Source organism: Rickettsia asembonensis, from assembly GCF_000828125.2.
Lineage (GTDB): Bacteria > Pseudomonadota > Alphaproteobacteria > Rickettsiales > Rickettsiaceae > Rickettsia > Rickettsia asembonensis.
Genome location: NZ_JWSW01000004.1, coordinates 17,765 through 34,583, shown reverse-complemented (window position 1 = coordinate 34,583; position 16,819 = coordinate 17,765). Strand labels below are relative to the sequence as shown.

Sequence of the window (16,819 nt, the reverse complement as noted above, 5' to 3'; positions counted from 1 at the left end):
TTTAAAATACTAAAACTATGTGTAATGCTATCGAATCTATACTGGCAAAATAAAATGACAAAGTTAGTTAGAGATTTAATTCCAAAAATTATCTTAGAATCAGGCAGAATACCGGTTACTCATATTGCTGAATCATATGAGTATAAAGAATTATTAAAAAATAAACTACTAGAAGAAGTAGAGGAATTTTTACAAGATGAGTATATGGAAGAAGTAGCTGACATATTAGAAGTACTTGAAGCAATATGCAATATTAATGACTATAAACTAAAAGATATATTAAAAATCAAAAAACAAAAAAAGAAAGTTAATGGTGGTTTTAATAATAAGATAGTTTTAGAAAAAATAACTAATTAGCTAGTATTATGAGTTATATTCTAGAGATTGTAAAAATAAAATAATAATTAAGTTTAAGAATATTTATGTTTACTATTCTAAAACCCAAATACCGTACATTATTCTATAAAGATCTTTAATATTTAATCCATTATGTGGAAGTTTTTCATACTCTTTTAAAATATTTTGTCTAACTTCTTCTAAATTTTTTGGTTGCAATATTTTAGTATGTTCGTTACTGGTATAGGAATCTTGCACTATCTCTTCAACTACTATTTGTGGGCAGCTTGGACAATATTTTTCATATTCTATGTCGTCTAAATCACAATTCTCTCTTGCACACCACCAATCCACTGTACATTTTATTTGTTTAGAATATTCTAGCCAGTTAAAATACCAATGAATGTTATTGTAAGATATTTTAACTTCAATATTACCACGACGAGTTAAAAAAATCTCATTTTTAGATCTAAAAATGATTTTTCTTTTGTTGAAAATATATTTTGCATTTCCATTTGCATAAGATATACCAATTAATTATTTCGTATCAAACATATCAGGAAAGCTTAATTTTTGAATTTTAATCATAACAACTAGGTTTATTTTATCAAATATGTAACTTCTATATCAATTTTGAAGTTATTTTCTAGATCCCGTGGTCAAGCCACGGGATGACAGAGGTGAAATTGATCCACGCAACAATGCCTCGCGGGGATGACATAAATATCCCTAAACACTATAATAACAAACCTTTTTAACGGCTTCTATTACATCACTCTCGCTCGGCAGAGCTAATTTTTCTAAATTAATGGCATAAGGAAGCGGTACGTCTTTACCGCTGACAATCTCTATCGGTGCATCTAAATAATCAAATGCTTCTTTCATAACGATAGAGGCTATACTTGCTCCAACGCCGGCAAAAAACCAACCTTCTTCTACTATAACTAAACGATTAGTTTTTTTCACTGATTCTATTATTGTATCCGTATCAAGCTGTTTAATAGTGCGAAGATCAATAACTTCACAATCAATATTATCATTCTGCAAAACATTTGCAGCATCTAGGGCAAGTTTTACTTGAATCGAGAAAGTTACTATAGTGACACTAATACCTTCTCTTAAAATTTTTGCCTGACCAAAAGGTATAGGCTCGATTGTGTCCGGTACTTCAAAACTATGACCGTACAAAATCTCGTTTTCTAAAAAAATAACCGGATTATCATCTCTAATGGCCGTAAGCATCAGCCCTTTATGATCTTCGGCACTATAAGGGGCCACCACTTTTAACCCTGGAACATGAGAATAACAAGCTGTATAATTTTGGCTATGTTGTGCCGCTACTCTACTTGCCGCTCCGTTTGGTCCTCTAAATACTATCGGACATTTGACCTGCCCACCTGACATGTAATGCGTTTTTGCAGCTGAATTTACTATATGATCAAAGGCTTGCATAGCAAAGTTAAAGGTCATAAACTCCACAATCGGACGAAGTCCTGCAAAAGCTGCTCCAACTGCAAGCCCTGCAAAACCATATTCCGTTATCGGTGTATCAATTACCCTCTTAGGACCAAATTGCTCTAGTAATCCTTGAGTTACCTTATAAGCTCCTTGATATTCTGCAACTTCCTCGCCTATGACAAAAACCTTGTCGTCTCTTATCATCTCTTCTTGCATCGCATCACGCAATGCTTCACGTACCGTTATTTGCATTTTTCTTTTTTATTTGAATTAAAGTTTGTATCATTCCTATAGTGCCTATGTCATTCCCGCGTGAACCGAAAAATCCGTTCGGTGTCATCTAGTAGCTTGACCACGGTATCCAAAAAACAATAAAAATACTAATAATTTTAGTATTTTTAACCGGATCCCGCTACAAGTGAGCTAGGATGACAACAATGGTGGTTACTGGATACCGTGGTCAAGCCACGGGATGACAAATATTCGTATACAACTCCCCCTCATCAGGGAGTGGTGAGTTTTCTGAAAATTCTACTGCTTCTTTTACAATTTCTTTTACCGACTGTTCTATTTCTTTTAAATCTGCTTCAGTTGCATATTTATTATCGAGTATCGTTTTTCTTATTATCACTAGCGGATCACGTTCTTTATATTGTTCAACTTCTTCTTTACTACGATATTTTGCCGGATCAGACATCGAATGCCCACGATAACGATAAGTTTTTACCTCCAATATTAACGGAAAGCTATTTTCTCTAACATATTCTGCTGCTTGTTTAGCTCCATTATACATTTCTTCAAAATCCATACCGTCTAGCTGAAATCCTTTAATCCCAAATGATTCTCCTTTCTTATATAAATCACGCATAAAGGTAGAACGTGCTACAGACGTCCCCATCGAATATTCGTTATTTTCAATAATATAAACTACAGGTAAACCCCATAAAGCAGCCATATTAAAGGCTTCATATACTTGACCTTGATTAACCGCACCATCACCTAAAAAAGTAAAACAAATATTATTCGTACCATTATATTTCTCAGCAAAAGCAAGCCCTGTGCCTATAGGCACTTGAGCTCCGACTATACCGTGTCCACCGTAAAATTTGTTCGGTACGTCAAATAAATGCATCGAACCACCCTTACCTTTCGAGCAGCCTGTAGCTCGCCCCATAAGCTCGGCAAGAACATATTTAGGCCCTGTTCCTGCTAAAATAATATGAGCATGGTCACGATAGCTAGTAATTGTACTATCTCCTTTTTGTTTAACCATATCTACCGCAGAAATTACTGCTTCTTGTCCTATATATAAATGACAAAAACCGCCTATTTCTCCCATACCGTATAACTGCCCGCATTTCTCTTCAAAACGACGCAGTAGTAGCATATCTTTAAAGCTTTTTATATATTCTTCCTTTATCGGCTTATATTTTCTTGAGCTTATATTCACTAATTACTCCTTAAAACTATTGTCATCCCGTGGCTTTTTATGTCATTCCCGCGTAGTGTTGTTGCATGGATCAGTTTTACCTCTGTCAAGCCACGGGGTGACACAGTAGGTTTTACCCACTTCCGCGGGAATGACATCCAAAGTCACAAAATACGGTACATGATCCGAAGGTGGAGGCCAATCGCGTGCTTCTGGTAGTAAATGCATAGAAAATAATGCATCTTTTAAATTATCGCTAACCCAAATATGATCAAGCCTTCTACCTCTGTTAGATTTTTTCCAATCTATATTTCTATAGCTCCACCAAGTATAGAATTTTTCATCAAACGGAACAAAATGTCTACTACTGTCAATAAAACCTAACGAGTTTTGTAGCTCTACCAATAACGAGCGTTCAATATCGGTATGACTGATAACATTTCTCAACTGCTTACTAGACCATACATCATGTTCTAGCGGTGCAATATTCAAGTCCCCAACAATGATAATTTTATCGTTTTTAGTACGGTTAATAGTTAACCATTCCTGCATTAACCTTACATATTCGAGCTTATGCTTAAATTTTAAGTTTACCTCTATATCAGGTATATCACCACCGGCAGGAACATAAAAATTATGTATTTCTATATCATTAACTATAGCTGCTATATGCCTTTTATCACTATTATATAATTCCAAAGAAAAAACATTATTCAAAGGAAATTTTGAAATAATAGCAACACCGTTATATGATTTTTGTCCTGCATATATTACATGTTCATAGCCTATATTTTTAATAACTTCAAGAGGAAATAGCGAATCATCTACTTTTGTTTCCTGAAGTAAAATAATATCCGGTTGATGCTCATGTGCTAATTTTCTTAATAAATCGATCCGCAGACGCAATGAATTAATATTCCAAGTAACTATCTTCATTAGACTTGTTGTATAACCTCCTTCTAAAGGTAATTTGTATGTCAATCCGGTAACTCACATCCTCACGTACTAAATGTACGCTGCGGCGATAAGCGCTTCCGTGTTTCCTTCAAATTTCTCTTTATAAGATAGGTTATACAACAAGTCTATTTAATTCTTTATAGCTGCCCCTATTATTGCATCTCTGAAATAAATTATTCCAAGTTGATTTAAAGGATTTTTCATGTCAATTTTATCTTTTTCTTCTTCAGGAATTTTAATCATAGTATTGCTGAGTATAGCAAAATAAAGATTATCAGGCAAAACATATCCTGCTTCACTTTGTATTCCAAGGGCTTTTCCGGTATAATGAATCATTAAATGCTTAGAATCGAGATCCGTAAGGAAAATACCGTAACCCATATAAGACTTACGCCCTTCTATATCTTTTGCTAAAAAATATTTAGTAGTCATAAGTTTATACGACTTCTTAGAAAGAATTTTTCCTTCATTTTATGCCCTATACCATTTAATAAGATCAACCGGTGTTGATATTATACCGCCGTCAGCACAAGGAACTGCTAAAAAATCAGCAGTTACAGGAGTAAATATAGGTTTATTACTATTATTAGGCGTTAAAAAATATCTTACCGGATAATTAGAACTAATAACGTTCTTTTGGATTCTAGCGGCTTCACTATATGAAGCAAAGCTAGTAGATTTCATATTAAGAGGTTTAAAAAATTCATCATAAAAAAAGTTAGCTAAATCTTTTTTAGCCACCTTTTCGATAATCATACCGAGTATAACAAAATTAGTATTACTATATTTAAAAATTTCCCCTATAGATATTTCTAAAGGTTTAGAAGAAACAAATTGTAATATTTTCTTGTGAATCTCTTTTTTAGGCATATTTAAATCAAGTTTAACAAAACTAAAATATTCAGCAATACCGCTACTATGCGTTAATAAATTATGAATAGATATTTTATACGCCCAATCCGGTACTTTTCCACCCCACATTTCCGGATCAAGATATTTATAGATTTTATCGTTAATATTTAATAATTCCTGTTCTTGTAATTTTAAAATTCCTGCTGCTGTAAAAGGCTTTGTAGCAGAAGCAATAGGCATCATTTCATTTGCTTTTAATTGCTCACCGTTTAAAGCAAAGATTCCTTTAGCACCGGTTAATAAAGGTTTATAATCATCGGCAAACATAAAAACGGCATTTAAAAATCTATTACTTATATATTCTTTTTCTGCTTCATTGATTCTTTGCTGTATATCTGCAAAACAATCAATACTATTAGTAATTAAAAAAAGCAGCAATAAAAAATATCTACGAATCATAACTTCAACACTCCACAAACTTATCAGTAAACGTCTTACATAACGCAGCTAATAAAGAGGAATTTGAAGGAGACACGGAACGCAGAACCACAGCGTACACTTGGTACGTGAGGATTCGAGTACCGGATCGACGTACAAATTCCTCTTTATTAGCTGCGTTATGTAAGACGTTTAGTAAAATAAAACGGTAATTTTGCTTCTAAATTAATCTCTTTACCAAAAATCTTTTCAGATAAACATATATTATTAGCATGCAAGAACATATATTTACTATACGGCATTATTTCTTTATTACCATATTTATCATCCCCAACTATCGGGCAACCTAATAATTTAGCATGCAACCTTAATTGATGCATTCTACCTGTAACCGGTGTAAATTCAATTAAAAATAAGTTATTATCAAGTGATTTAAGTAATTTATAATAAGTAATGGCAAGTTTACCATTTTCACTATAAATATCAGTAATTTTAGGTGTACTTCCCTTACTCTTCTCTATATTACTTCTAACTTCTCCTACATTTTTAATTGGCTTTCCATAGGTTACGGCAAAATATGTTTTTACAACCAATTTTTCTTTAAAAGCATCACGAAATTTTACACTACTTAAATAATTTTTGGCTATTAAGAGCAAACCACTTGTTTCTTTATCTAACCTATGTACTAGCTTAAAATCAGCACCTTTATAATTCAAATATTTTAATGCAGAGTCAATAGATAAATTTATTTTACTGCCACCTTGAGTAGCAAGACCTGCAGGTTTATTTATAGCTATTAAATTATCATCTTCATATATCAGATAATCGGTAGTAATTTTCTTCGCTAGCTTAATTTCAGCATCGGTAAAAACTAATTTTTCGGGTTGCTTAACAGGTAAATTAAACTTATCGTTAATAAAAATTTTATCACCGCCCTTTACTCTTAAACTCGCTTCTGCTTTCTGAGAATTAACGGTAATTTGTTTTTGACGTAATGCTTTCTCTATTAATCCTTGAGTCAATAACGGATATAGACGTTTTAAATATTTATCTAATCTAGAAGAAATAGGTGTATTGACATCGATGATCATTTAGAGCTTTTTATTGTGTTGTTGTAAGGATCGGTTCTTCCACTGTTATCCCGTGATCAAGCCACGGGATGACACCGAATGCGTTTCTCGAGCCACGTAGCCAGCACCGACTTAACCACAGTAACATTTTAACTATTTTTTATTAAAAAATAGCACCAAATTATTATAGATAAAAGGATTATAGCAAAAAGCTGATGTATAGAGGCAATTATTATAGGTACAGAGTATAAAAGAGTAATTATTCCGGTAGATATCTGCATCAATAATGCAATCATTAGAAAATACGCTATCTTATTTAATTTCGGATGTTCTATTTTTAACAAGCAAATTACCAAAACCACAACAACCAAAGATACGCTATAGCCGCCTAAACGATGTATGAATTGTATAAAAACCGGATCATGCAAATTTGCAAGATTAAAGAAATTATCTTTTATCTCCATCGGGATAAAACTATCACCCATTAGCGGAAAACTATTATATATCAGCCCTGCATCAAGCCCTGCAACCATCGACCCTAAAAAAATTTGCACATATATTACAGTAATAGCAATACCGGAAAATATTAATGGTAATTTTAAATCTGTTTGTGACGGTATTAACAAAATATCACAACGATTTTTTATTAATTGATAAAAAAGTATGTGATAAATAATTACGGCAATAATTAAATGAAAAGCAAGTCGAAAATGACTAACGGACGGGCTATTCAACAAACCGCTTTTAACCATATACCACCCCATAAAGCCTTGTACGCAAAATAATAGCAAAGCAATTATATAAGGTAGTATGTCACGATTTTTTATAACATCTTTAAAATAAAAATATATTAAAGGTACAATATATATTAAAGCTGTAATTCTACCGAGTAACCGATGTATAAACTCTAACAGATAAATAAACTTAAACTGCGATAAAGTCATTCCATAATTAATGGAGTTATATTCAGGAAAAGCTTTATATTTAGCAAATTCCGCTTGCCAGCTTTCAAAACTAAAAGGCGGCAAAATACCGGTTACCGGACGCCACTCAACTATAGATAAACCAGAACCTGTAAGCCTTGTTATCCCCCCTATAACAATCATCGCTATGACCATTATACAACTTATAAACAACCATTTTGTAATTAAACTCTTCTGCACTTTTATTTTAAGTTTATGTTTTTATTTTGTTACATTGTTAGCGGGCATTGCTGCGTGGATCAAGAAAAGTGTTCAATGTCATTCCTGCTTTCGCAGGAATGACATAGGTATCCACGCAGAAATGACCTATTAATCAAGACTCTACATTCTTTTCCGTATCTTCAACGGTATTAGCAGGACGTTTCTTATTTGATTTTTTATTACGATATCTACGTTTTGTCTTTTTTGGAACAGCTTGTGCTTCTTCTAAGCCTGCATTACTTTCTACAACTTTCACCTCTTCCACAACGCTTACGGTTTGCTCTACCGGTTCTTTTACCTCTAAACTCTTATCTTTTACTTCATTAGCAATATTATTACTATTATTAGCTGTTTTCCATTTATGTTTATTTTTGCGTAACTGTTCTTTTTTCGGCTCTTCTTCAGTATAATCGGCACTATGATTCTGAATTACCGGCTTAACAGGATTAACATTATTATTATTTTTCTTCAACAGCTTCACTTTTTCAATCGAATAACTATCTGATGTAGCATTAGGATCGGAATAAAAATTAAGCTTTATATTATATTTTTCTTCAATAAATTTTATCTCAGCACGTTTATTATTAAGTAGATAAACAACTGAAACGATATTAGTAAAAACATTTATTATATCAATTATTTCTTCAAAAATTTCATTCTCTATAGTACGTAAAATTAACATAGCATTAGCGTCACTTGCTCTAATGACTCCTTTACCGTTGCAATGAGAACAAATTGCCGAATTAGTTTCTAAGAAAGAAGAACGTAATCTCTGCCTTGAGAATTCAAGTAGTCCAAACTGACTAATATTACCGGTTTGTATACGAGCACGGTCACGACTTAAAAACTCTTTAAAGGATCGTTCAATAATTTTACGATTCTTAGCTTCACTCATGTCTATAAAATCAACAACTATCAAACCTGATAGATCTCTAAGCTTTACTTGCTTCGCTACTTCTTTGGCTGCTTCTAAATTAGTTTTTAGTGCCGTTTCTTCAATATTTTTTTCAGAAGTTGATTTACCGGAATTTACATCAATTGAAATAAGAGCTTCTGTAGGATTAATAACGATATATCCCCCTGAAGGTAGCGTCACGACAGGCTGATATAATTTAACTAGCTGCTCTTCTACTTTAAACTTAGTAAATATAGGAGTTTTATTTTTATGTTCTCTAAGTTTTGAAAGCTCTGAAGGTAATAAATCCTGCATAAATTTTGAAGCGTCTTCATAAGCCTCTTGTCCTTGAATTACCACCTCTTTAACATTGTGATCGCACATATCACGTATGGTTTTACGTATTATACTATCTTCTTCATGAATAAAACACGGAGCCGGAAATTTAATAGTACTTTTACGAATTTTATTCCATAACCTTGTTAAATAATTATAGTCCTTCTTCAAATCTAAGGTGCTACTTCCTCTACCAGCGGTTCTAACAATGATGCTGTAAGCATTTTTGTCACCGCTTACTATTTTATTTAAAATATCTTTCAGTCTTTTTCTTTCTTCCCCGTTTGATATTTTACGTGATATGCCGTTTTGCGAACCTTTATTAGGCATTAAAACACAATATTTACCAGCCAAGGATATATAAGTAGTAAAAGCGGCACATTTATTTCCTCGTTCTTCCTTAGTAACCTGTACTAATAATATTTGGTTTTTTCTTATTACGTCCTGAACTTTATATTGTTTATATTGCGGAACGTTCTGCTCAACACCGCTTTGAATAATTTCAATATCGTCAGCCGCTTCTAAATTAAGTTCTGACTGGAATTTACTCTCTACTAAATCTTCTATGGTTTTTAGGTCAATTTCTTCACTATCAACCAAAGAATCATATATAGCAGCCGGTTTCTCTTTATCATCCTCAACCGTAATATTTGAAAGAGCTATTTCAGGAAAAGCATTAACTGGAAAATTTCTCTCTGAGGCAGGCAAATTGTAATAGTTAGGATGGATTTCACTAAACGGTAAAAACCCACTTTTATCCATTCCGTACTCTATAAAAACAGCTTGTAGCGATGGTTCTATTCTTGTAACTTTTGCTAAATAAATATTACCTTTATTTTGTTGTCTTACAGTTGTTTGAAATTCAATATCTTCTATATTGTTGCTTTGTCCTAATAAAACTACTCTTGTTTCGCTTGGAAAATTAGCATCAATTATAATCTTTTTATTCATTTATCTTGCTCACTAACTTGAAGAACAAATAATTAATATAATGCTTGTATCTTAAGAAAAATCATTGTTTATCTTGTATTAATTTATTTAAATAGATAATTTATCTATGATTAAAGAGCAAAAATGAAATTCTAGATAAACTTCAAATAACACCTCTTTAAAATACTAAAAAATATATTATTATTTTTCTTACATTAAAATATTTTCATATTATTTAATTCATTAATTTTTTTAAAATTAAACAATAATTATATACAAATTATAAATTAAGACTACCATACTTGATTAAAAGCTGATAATCTAATAACTATCCATATATACTTAAATAATGGAATTACGAATCTCTTTAATTTTTAAGATAATAATCTTAATCATTATAATTATGAGTTATATACCATGTATTTATGTTTAGCAAACACTTAATTTATGACTTTAAAAAACGATTATAAAACTATTTTTTTCTCGCTTTTGGGAATATTTATTTTTTCCTGTATTAATGCTATAAATTTTTATAATTTTAAAATCTTTTTACTGATAAATAAAAATTTAGGCGGAGAACAAATAAATCATATAAATCAAACTAAATTTATAGGTTCGATAATCGCAGGCTTTGCCTTAACACAGTTAATTAATAGATTAAGTAATAAAAAAATTATTTTAATTAGCTTATCTTTATTAATTATTTGTACAATAAACCTCATTTTATTAAATAATTATACTCTAATTAAAATTAATTTTATTTTAATTAATTTTGGAACATTTTCATATTTCACTTCTATAACATTAGACATTATTGAGAGTAGCAAAAAAAAGAAATATTTTTTTTTAGCTTGTATAATGTTGTTATGGGCGGGTGGAAACTTAATGGTAGATTTATTAAATCCATTTATAAAACCGACAAATAATACTATAGTAATCTGTGCATTGTTATATTGTATCAATATACTAACCGAATTTCTGCATTATAATCCCACATCTCATAAATTAAATCTAAATTCAAAATTCTCATCCTTAATAAAAAATGTCGAATTACAATTATTGACAGGCTTCGTAGTTGCTTATGTCACATTGGATATACTATGGTATTATGAAGCTTTTGCATTAAAGAAAGAATTAGCATTAATTAATTTAAGACTCATACTAAAATATATTTTCCTAGCAATATGTTTTTCTATAATTCCTATATGCTACATATTAAGCAAAGTAAATAAATATTTGGCTAATTTATCACTAACTATAATTCTGCTCATCTGCTTTATTTTACTACCGCTTCATGGAACTAGTAAAAACCTTAATATATTATATATAATACTAATCGGTAGTTGTTTAGGATCCATTTATATTTGCAATATTTTAATACTAATTGATAAATTTAGAGATTACGAACTTAGAACAGCTTTATTTTCGTATTTTTCAATGTGCAGCATCGGTATATATGCCGGAGCTTTATCATCTCATGTACCTTACGGCACCATTAACGGCAGTGATTTCTTATTTTCCGTTTTTGCCGTAGTCGGTAGTTTTGTAGCTTATCATTTTTGGTATTTTATTAAGTATAAATTGTATAGATTTTAAATTTAACTCGGTGTCACCCCGTGGTCAAGCCGGGCTTGTTGCATGGCTCTTATGTCATTCCCGCGAAAGCGGGAGTCCAGAAGAAAAGGTATAAATACAACAAATTTTTGAAATTAAAAGCTCGATTTATCTCGCTTTATGCTGGATTCCCGCTTTTAGCTAGGAATGACATCGAGCAAATTTCTTAAGCCATGCAACAACACCGGTCAAGCCACAGCATGACAAGTGTTGTCGAGTATATGCGTAATATTTTGTAACATAATATAGCTTGTATAATTCAGCATTAAATATTAATATTTAAATATATTTTTATAGCCTCGCATGCAGCAAAGTACATTATTAAAACCGGTTAGTTGTTACGGGATCGGGATTCACTCGGGAAAACGTACCCAGTTAACTATAGAGCCTGCTAAAGAAAATACCGGAATTATATTCATTAGAACCGATATATCTTCTGAAAATAATTATATTGAAGCTAGCTATTTCAATGTTTCCGATACCTTGTTATCTACCACTATAAGTAATGATCATAAAGTTCAAATTTCAACAATTGAACATTTAATGGCAGCACTTTGGGGATGCAGCATTGATAATGCAATTATTAAAATTGATGGTCCTGAAGTACCAATTATGGACGGTAGTAGTAAACCTTTTGTGTTTATGATTGAGTGTGCAGGAAAAAAATTACAAAATGCTCCTAAAAAATATCTAAAAATTTTAAAAGATATAAAAGTAGTTCACAAAGATTGTGAATTATATTGTACTCCTTCCGATCACATGACTGTAGATTTAACCATTGATTTTAGCAGTAAAGCTATAGGTAGACAAAATCTAAGTTTTAGAGTTCAAGAATCTTTTACTAAAAATATTGCGGATGCTAGAACTTTTGGATTTATAAGAGATATTGATTATTTGAAAAGCAAAGGACTTGCCCAAGGTGCCTCATTTGAGAATGCTATAGGAATAGATGAGCAGGATAAAATCTTAAACCCAAACGGCTTACGTTATGAAGATGAATTTGTTCGCCATAAATTATTAGATTTATTCGGTGATTTATATACCAGTGGCACTAGCGTTGTAAGTTCAATTAAAGGCTATAAAACCAGCCACGCTCTTAATAATGAATTATTGCATAGAATATTTAGCGATACTACTTCTTACAAATTTGTAACTAGCAGTGAGTTATAATAATCATTTCATATTGTTAAATTTCGCTTTCTTTTTTGCATCCTTTTTAAATTTTCACTTTTTGTCCTTTTTATTTCAGCATTATTACCTTTATCTTTATCCATAGCTTTAGTTAACAGACTATATCCTTCGGCTTTACTAGGATTTTCATAAAATGGATTCATTACATTTTTAATATCTTTAACATAACTCTCTTTTCTATTATCCATTGTTATTTTATTTTCTTTAAAAAATTCTTCTAAACCGTTTCTTTTTATTTCAAAATTAAAATTACCTCTTATTTCTCGAAATTTTTGTATTTTTTGGTCTTTATTCATACTCCAATAATTCTTATCCGTTATTAATTTTTTTAAAGCCAATGTTTGCAATACTTGATTCTTAGTATAATTCTCTAATTGTTCTAAATTTTCATATATAGGAGTGTCTTGTTTTTTATATTCTTCATTTATATTTAATTTAAATATTGCTTTTATTTCTATTTTTTCCTTTTCAGTAAGACCATCGATAATTAATGATGCGGTCGTAACTATACCGTAACCCGTAGCTTTTAATATATCAAGCACATTACCGCTAGCACCTTTAATAATAGAGGCAGCCAAACTTGCGGCTCCACCTAAATTATTTCCAAATATTCGTCCTGTACTTTTCAATTTATTTACATTTAACTCATACTTATCTTGAGTAGTATCCTTACCTTCCGTTTGCGGCGTATATAATTCATTTTTCAAAATATCCTTTAAACTGGGTTCTAATGATAATATATAATCTTGCTGACTTTTAGCATTTCTGTTATGTACTAATAAATTATTCTCTTTATGAAGTTTACGCAAGCCATGCACTTTCAAAGTCTCATTTATAGCTTGAATTCCTACGCTAACTCCTGAAACAACAGCTACAGCTATAATTATCGGTGATATAGGAGTAACAAGCCCAGAAACTGCTATTGCTATAGAAGCTACGGAAACTGCATAACTTAAACTATTGCTAAATAATATTTTACCGATTTTACTCTGTCTAAAACTAGTCCAATAAGATTTTAACTTATTAAATATTTTTCTAACCCTTGATTTTTTTGAATCAGACATTTATTTTTCTCTCCAAAGAACAAATATTTTTATAAATTTTTCTTTTATTTATTTAATTAACTTCTCTTACAACTTAAATTATAGTATAAATTCTAATAAAAAAACAAAATAAATGTCTGGAAAAGAATTAAATAAAATTGTTGCAGCCATCTTATTTGCTAGTTTAATTGCTATGATGGTTGGATTTGTTGTAAATATATTATACAAACCCACTCTAGAGTTACAGCATCGCGGCTACAGCGTTGCGGTTCAAGAATCATCAGAAAATCAAAATACTATCGCATTAGAGCAAGCACCGGTAAATATACCGGAATTAATGAAGACTGCTAATGCCAATAACGGTCGTGAAATAGCCAAGAAATGTTTAATATGTCATTCTCTTGATAAAGACGGTCCAAATAAACTAGGACCGCATCTTTGGGATGTAGCAGGCAGACCAAAAGCAAGCATAGCAGACTATAAATATTCCCCTGCTCTATCAAAACTCGGCGGCGTATGGGATGATGATAGTTTATTTGCTTTCTTACATAAACCAAGTAGCTATGCACCAGGAACTAAAATGTCCTTTGCCGGTATCTCAAAACTACAAGACATAGCTGACGTAATATTATTTTTAAAAACTTATGTTCATGATAAATAATTACCTCACCGAAATATGGTTAATAATCGGCATAATTTGTGTAGTCGTTGAATTTTTTGTAGTTCCAAGTATCGGATTCTTATTCTTTGGGCTTGGAGCATTATCAAACACTCTTGTGGTATATAACTATCCTCTAGTTAGCTTAACAAATCAAATAACATTTTTTGGTATATTATCTCTTATTTGGTTTTGCATATTATATTATCCTCTTAAAAAATATGTTTATAATAAAACTGATAAAACAGAAAATTACTCGGATATGATAGGCAAAACGGTAGAGGTTTATAGTTCTACCGTTTCTTCTGATACTATAGGACAAGTAAGATGGTCCGGTGCTATTATGAATGCTTATCTTGCACCAAACGAAATTGATGCAAAAACAGGCGACCGACTTTTTATTGTTGAAGTTAAAGGGAATGTACTAATTTGTTCTAAGCATAAACCTAATCATAACTAAATATACTCTTATTATCCTATATAATAATATTATTTCCTAATAAAAAATTAACTATTATCTTGTAAAAATAAAATTTTCGTGTATAATTCATAATATAAGCAATGAATATAATTCTTTAGTTATAATGAATTAGTACTCCTTATAACTATTATAAATATATTTTTATTTCAATTGCTTAATTTTTTCTAAAAATTTTAATGATTTATTTAAGGTAATAATATATACAAAAAATAGTTCTCCAAGGACCGAGAATAACAAACTTACCAAACCAAGAAACTTTAGCAAAAATTTATAAAGAAGATGAGATAAAAACATATCTTGCTTCTTCTCATAATCCTCAAGAAATATTTATATATGCTCATGGAATGGAGAATTTTGAAAAAAGTTTATTATCACAATTAAGGTTAGAGTTATTTCAAGAAAATAATACTTGCAACCTCTCTGAACAACTAGCACATAACGTTCTGACAAAAATAGCAAAAAATACTGTAGGAGATCAACTTAATATTGTACATATATTTTCCTGTCATTCCGGTGCAGCTCAGCATAATTTAAAAGATGTTGAAGGCAATGTTGTATTATGTACTTATATTCCGGCTACAAATACTACAAAGGCAGGGATAGATAATCTGTTGTTTAATAAAAACTGTAACTCAGAGAGTTTAATTGATTTTATAGTAAAAAATCTACCGTTATTAACAGTCGTCAGCTTTTCTATTAGTTACAAATTAAATAATAATATACATAGTTTGGCTTTTGATCATAAAACTATAAAAACAATGGATATGAATAGTTTTTCAGAATTCTTGCAAGAACAATATCAAAAAATAAAAGAATTTTATAAAGAACTCAAAGAACATTTTTCTCAGGAGCATCTAAATTCAGAGCTATTGCCAGATTATGATTTTTCGGAGAAGATATATACAAGTAACGAGTTAGAGGAGGCGTTTGGCACAATACTTAATTTATATAATCAGAGTTTAAGCGGTCAAGAAATGTTAACTATTTTAAATATGATAAATAATACCGATCTTACATATCTTTTTTGTGATCTTATTAGTAAAACGGTTGTGAAATTATATTACTTGCTGAAACAATACTTAATAAAATAAATGATGATCCTAGTCGATATATATCTCATGCTATTAAATCTCAGGCTCCATTTGCAGTTGAAACACTATTGAATAAAACAGGAAAAATTGAGGATATAAAGTTGAATCTATATCTAGGGAAAGCTATAGAAACAGGTTATTTGCATATAATTAAAATGATAGTCGATAAAATATCGATAATAAACGGAAATAACCTTGATATAGCTTTTAATTGTCAGTTTGGAATTCAACAGAAGAATCAAATAATTGAATTAATCTCTTCAAAAATTGATAATATTAGTGATTTAAGGGCAATAAAAGTAATTGAATCATGTAACTTACCGGCTATTAAAATGGTACTTAATAGCAAAAAAAGATAGCACATAAGGAGCTAGAATCAGCTCTTAAAACAAAAAACTCAGAAGTTATTGATTTTGTATATAGCAAATATAACGGTAATTTTGATCTAGCTTTAAACTATGTTATTAGAGAAAAAGCACAAACATCTTTTATAGATGAATTAATAAATAAAAGTAAAATTTCAATGTTAAAAATTTTTCTTGCACTAGAAGAAAATAATTTAGAAATTTTACCAAAATTGCTTACAAAGATTAATATCAAGAATATTAAACCTGAAGATCATGAACGCTGCTATGACGTAATAACCAAAAAATATGATATTGAACTAGCTAAAGAAGCTATTAAATATATAAAACAATTTAATGTTACTTCAAACATTACTTTGCCTGAATTAAATGAATCTACTGAAGTTAGTAATCTCGAAAATGATCTTATGCCTGTAATAGGAGAAGAATCGGCTTTTGGCTTTACCCCAGATGCCGGGTAATATTGGATCGTCATTGCGAGCAGGCATTAT

At 30.7% G+C, this 16,819-nt stretch carries 16 protein-coding genes and 3 pseudogenes; 10 read left to right on the top strand and 9 right to left on the bottom strand.

Annotated features, from left to right (window positions below):
* Window positions 1–54: 54 nt before the first annotated feature.
* A pseudogene (locus SB78_RS12060) lies at window positions 55–216 on the top strand (nucleoside triphosphate pyrophosphohydrolase family protein); the annotation flags it as partial.
* 213 nt (window positions 217–429) lie between these two features.
* On the opposite strand, the gene SB78_RS01030 reads toward SB78_RS12060, so the two are convergent.
* From SB78_RS01030 to SB78_RS01010, 5 genes and pseudogenes are all read right to left on the bottom strand, one after another.
* A complete protein-coding gene (locus SB78_RS01030; protein ID WP_041077814.1) occupies window positions 430–690 on the bottom strand; it encodes a hypothetical protein in 261 nt (86 codons plus the stop codon).
* A gap of 375 nt (window positions 691–1,065) precedes the next feature.
* The gene (locus tag SB78_RS01025) at window positions 1,066–2,046 is read right to left on the bottom strand and encodes a pyruvate dehydrogenase complex E1 component subunit beta (protein ID WP_041077812.1); all 981 of its coding nucleotides are present in this window, start codon (window positions 2,044–2,046) and stop codon (window positions 1,066–1,068) included.
* Window positions 2,047–2,254: 208 nt separating this feature from the next.
* Window positions 2,255–3,244, bottom strand: coding sequence for a pyruvate dehydrogenase (acetyl-transferring) E1 component subunit alpha (pdhA, locus tag SB78_RS01020; protein ID WP_041077810.1), 990 nt, complete (start codon window positions 3,242–3,244; stop codon window positions 2,255–2,257).
* Window positions 3,245–3,286: 42 nt separating this feature from the next.
* On the bottom strand, window positions 3,287–4,159 hold the full coding sequence (xth, locus tag SB78_RS01015; protein WP_052458454.1) for an exodeoxyribonuclease III: 873 nt from the start codon (window positions 4,157–4,159) through the stop codon (window positions 3,287–3,289).
* A 150-nt stretch (window positions 4,160–4,309) separates the two neighbouring features.
* Window positions 4,310–5,491 (bottom strand): annotated as a pseudogene (locus SB78_RS01010) (serine hydrolase domain-containing protein).
* A 35-nt stretch (window positions 5,492–5,526) separates the two neighbouring features.
* Between SB78_RS01010 and SB78_RS07480 the strand changes: the two are divergent.
* A pseudogene (locus SB78_RS07480) lies at window positions 5,527–5,630 on the top strand (palindromic element RPE1 domain-containing protein); the annotation flags it as partial.
* A gap of 19 nt (window positions 5,631–5,649) precedes the next feature.
* On the opposite strand, the gene SB78_RS01005 reads toward SB78_RS07480, so the two are convergent.
* The 3 genes from SB78_RS01005 to SB78_RS00995 form a co-directional block, all read right to left on the bottom strand.
* Complete coding sequence (locus SB78_RS01005; RefSeq protein WP_041077808.1) at window positions 5,650–6,561, bottom strand: RluA family pseudouridine synthase; 912 nt, start codon at window positions 6,559–6,561, stop codon at window positions 5,650–5,652.
* A gap of 128 nt (window positions 6,562–6,689) precedes the next feature.
* Window positions 6,690–7,703 carry a COX15/CtaA family protein gene (locus SB78_RS01000; protein WP_041077806.1) on the bottom strand — a complete coding sequence of 338 codons (1,014 nt, stop codon included), beginning with the start codon at window positions 7,701–7,703 and terminating at the stop codon, window positions 6,690–6,692.
* Between the two features lie 133 nt (window positions 7,704–7,836).
* Complete coding sequence (locus SB78_RS00995; RefSeq protein ID WP_041077804.1) at window positions 7,837–9,906, bottom strand: Rne/Rng family ribonuclease; 2,070 nt, start codon at window positions 9,904–9,906, stop codon at window positions 7,837–7,839.
* 426 nt (window positions 9,907–10,332) lie between these two features.
* On the opposite strand from SB78_RS00995, the gene SB78_RS00990 reads away from it, so the two are divergent.
* From SB78_RS00990 to lpxC, 3 genes are all read left to right on the top strand, one after another.
* Window positions 10,333–11,481, top strand: a complete 1,149-nt coding sequence (locus SB78_RS00990; RefSeq protein ID WP_041077802.1) for an MFS transporter — start codon at window positions 10,333–10,335, stop codon at window positions 11,479–11,481.
* A 38-nt stretch (window positions 11,482–11,519) separates the two neighbouring features.
* Window positions 11,520–11,669, top strand: coding sequence for a hypothetical protein (locus SB78_RS09880; RefSeq protein ID WP_199402680.1), 150 nt, complete (start codon window positions 11,520–11,522; stop codon window positions 11,667–11,669).
* Between the two features lie 133 nt (window positions 11,670–11,802).
* Window positions 11,803–12,669 (top strand): UDP-3-O-acyl-N-acetylglucosamine deacetylase, encoded by an 867-nt coding sequence (gene lpxC, locus SB78_RS00985; RefSeq protein ID WP_041077800.1) that lies wholly within the window; start codon window positions 11,803–11,805, stop codon window positions 12,667–12,669.
* An 8-nt stretch (window positions 12,670–12,677) separates the two neighbouring features.
* Here the strand turns inward: lpxC and SB78_RS00980 are convergent, their stop codons facing one another.
* Window positions 12,678–13,754: a hypothetical protein gene (locus tag SB78_RS00980; protein ID WP_041077798.1), complete on the bottom strand. Its 1,077-nt coding sequence runs from the start codon at window positions 13,752–13,754 to the stop codon at window positions 12,678–12,680.
* A 112-nt stretch (window positions 13,755–13,866) separates the two neighbouring features.
* On the opposite strand from SB78_RS00980, the gene SB78_RS00975 reads away from it, so the two are divergent.
* From SB78_RS00975 to SB78_RS00955, 5 genes are all read left to right on the top strand, one after another.
* On the top strand, window positions 13,867–14,394 hold the full coding sequence (locus tag SB78_RS00975; protein WP_041077795.1) for a c-type cytochrome: 528 nt from the start codon (window positions 13,867–13,869) through the stop codon (window positions 14,392–14,394).
* Window positions 14,378–14,851: an NfeD family protein gene (locus tag SB78_RS00970; protein WP_041077793.1), complete on the top strand. Its 474-nt coding sequence runs from the start codon at window positions 14,378–14,380 to the stop codon at window positions 14,849–14,851. The genes SB78_RS00975 and SB78_RS00970 overlap by 17 nt, the downstream gene beginning before the upstream one ends.
* Window positions 14,852–15,216: 365 nt before the next feature.
* Window positions 15,217–15,963 carry a hypothetical protein gene (locus SB78_RS00965; RefSeq protein ID WP_052458453.1) on the top strand — a complete coding sequence of 249 codons (747 nt, stop codon included), beginning with the start codon at window positions 15,217–15,219 and terminating at the stop codon, window positions 15,961–15,963.
* Between the two features lie 101 nt (window positions 15,964–16,064).
* Window positions 16,065–16,322, top strand: a complete 258-nt coding sequence (locus SB78_RS00960; RefSeq protein ID WP_146624988.1) for a hypothetical protein — start codon at window positions 16,065–16,067, stop codon at window positions 16,320–16,322.
* Between the two features lie 164 nt (window positions 16,323–16,486).
* Window positions 16,487–16,789, top strand: a complete 303-nt coding sequence (locus SB78_RS00955; RefSeq protein ID WP_041077789.1) for a hypothetical protein — start codon at window positions 16,487–16,489, stop codon at window positions 16,787–16,789.
* Window positions 16,790–16,819 lie beyond the last annotated feature (30 nt).

Coding starts and splice junctions, on each gene's coding strand:
- SB78_RS01025 (WP_041077812.1), bottom strand. CDS start 2,046: ATGCAAATAACGGTACGTGAAGCATTGCGTGATGCGATGCAAGAAGAG.
- xth (WP_052458454.1), bottom strand. CDS start 4,159: ATGAAGATAGTTACTTGGAATATTAATTCATTGCGTCTGCGGATCGAT.
- SB78_RS01005 (WP_041077808.1), bottom strand. CDS start 6,561: ATGATCATCGATGTCAATACACCTATTTCTTCTAGATTAGATAAATAT.
- SB78_RS00995 (WP_041077804.1), bottom strand. CDS start 9,906: ATGAATAAAAAGATTATAATTGATGCTAATTTTCCAAGCGAAACAAGA.
- SB78_RS00990 (WP_041077802.1), top strand. CDS start 10,333: ATGACTTTAAAAAACGATTATAAAACTATTTTTTTCTCGCTTTTGGGA.
- lpxC (WP_041077800.1), top strand. CDS start 11,803: ATGCAGCAAAGTACATTATTAAAACCGGTTAGTTGTTACGGGATCGGG.
- SB78_RS00980 (WP_041077798.1), bottom strand. CDS start 13,754: ATGTCTGATTCAAAAAAATCAAGGGTTAGAAAAATATTTAATAAGTTA.
- SB78_RS00975 (WP_041077795.1), top strand. CDS start 13,867: ATGTCTGGAAAAGAATTAAATAAAATTGTTGCAGCCATCTTATTTGCT.
- SB78_RS00970 (WP_041077793.1), top strand. CDS start 14,378: ATGTTCATGATAAATAATTACCTCACCGAAATATGGTTAATAATCGGC.
- SB78_RS00965 (WP_052458453.1), top strand. CDS start 15,217: ATGGAGAATTTTGAAAAAAGTTTATTATCACAATTAAGGTTAGAGTTA.
- SB78_RS00955 (WP_041077789.1), top strand. CDS start 16,487: ATGTTAAAAATTTTTCTTGCACTAGAAGAAAATAATTTAGAAATTTTA.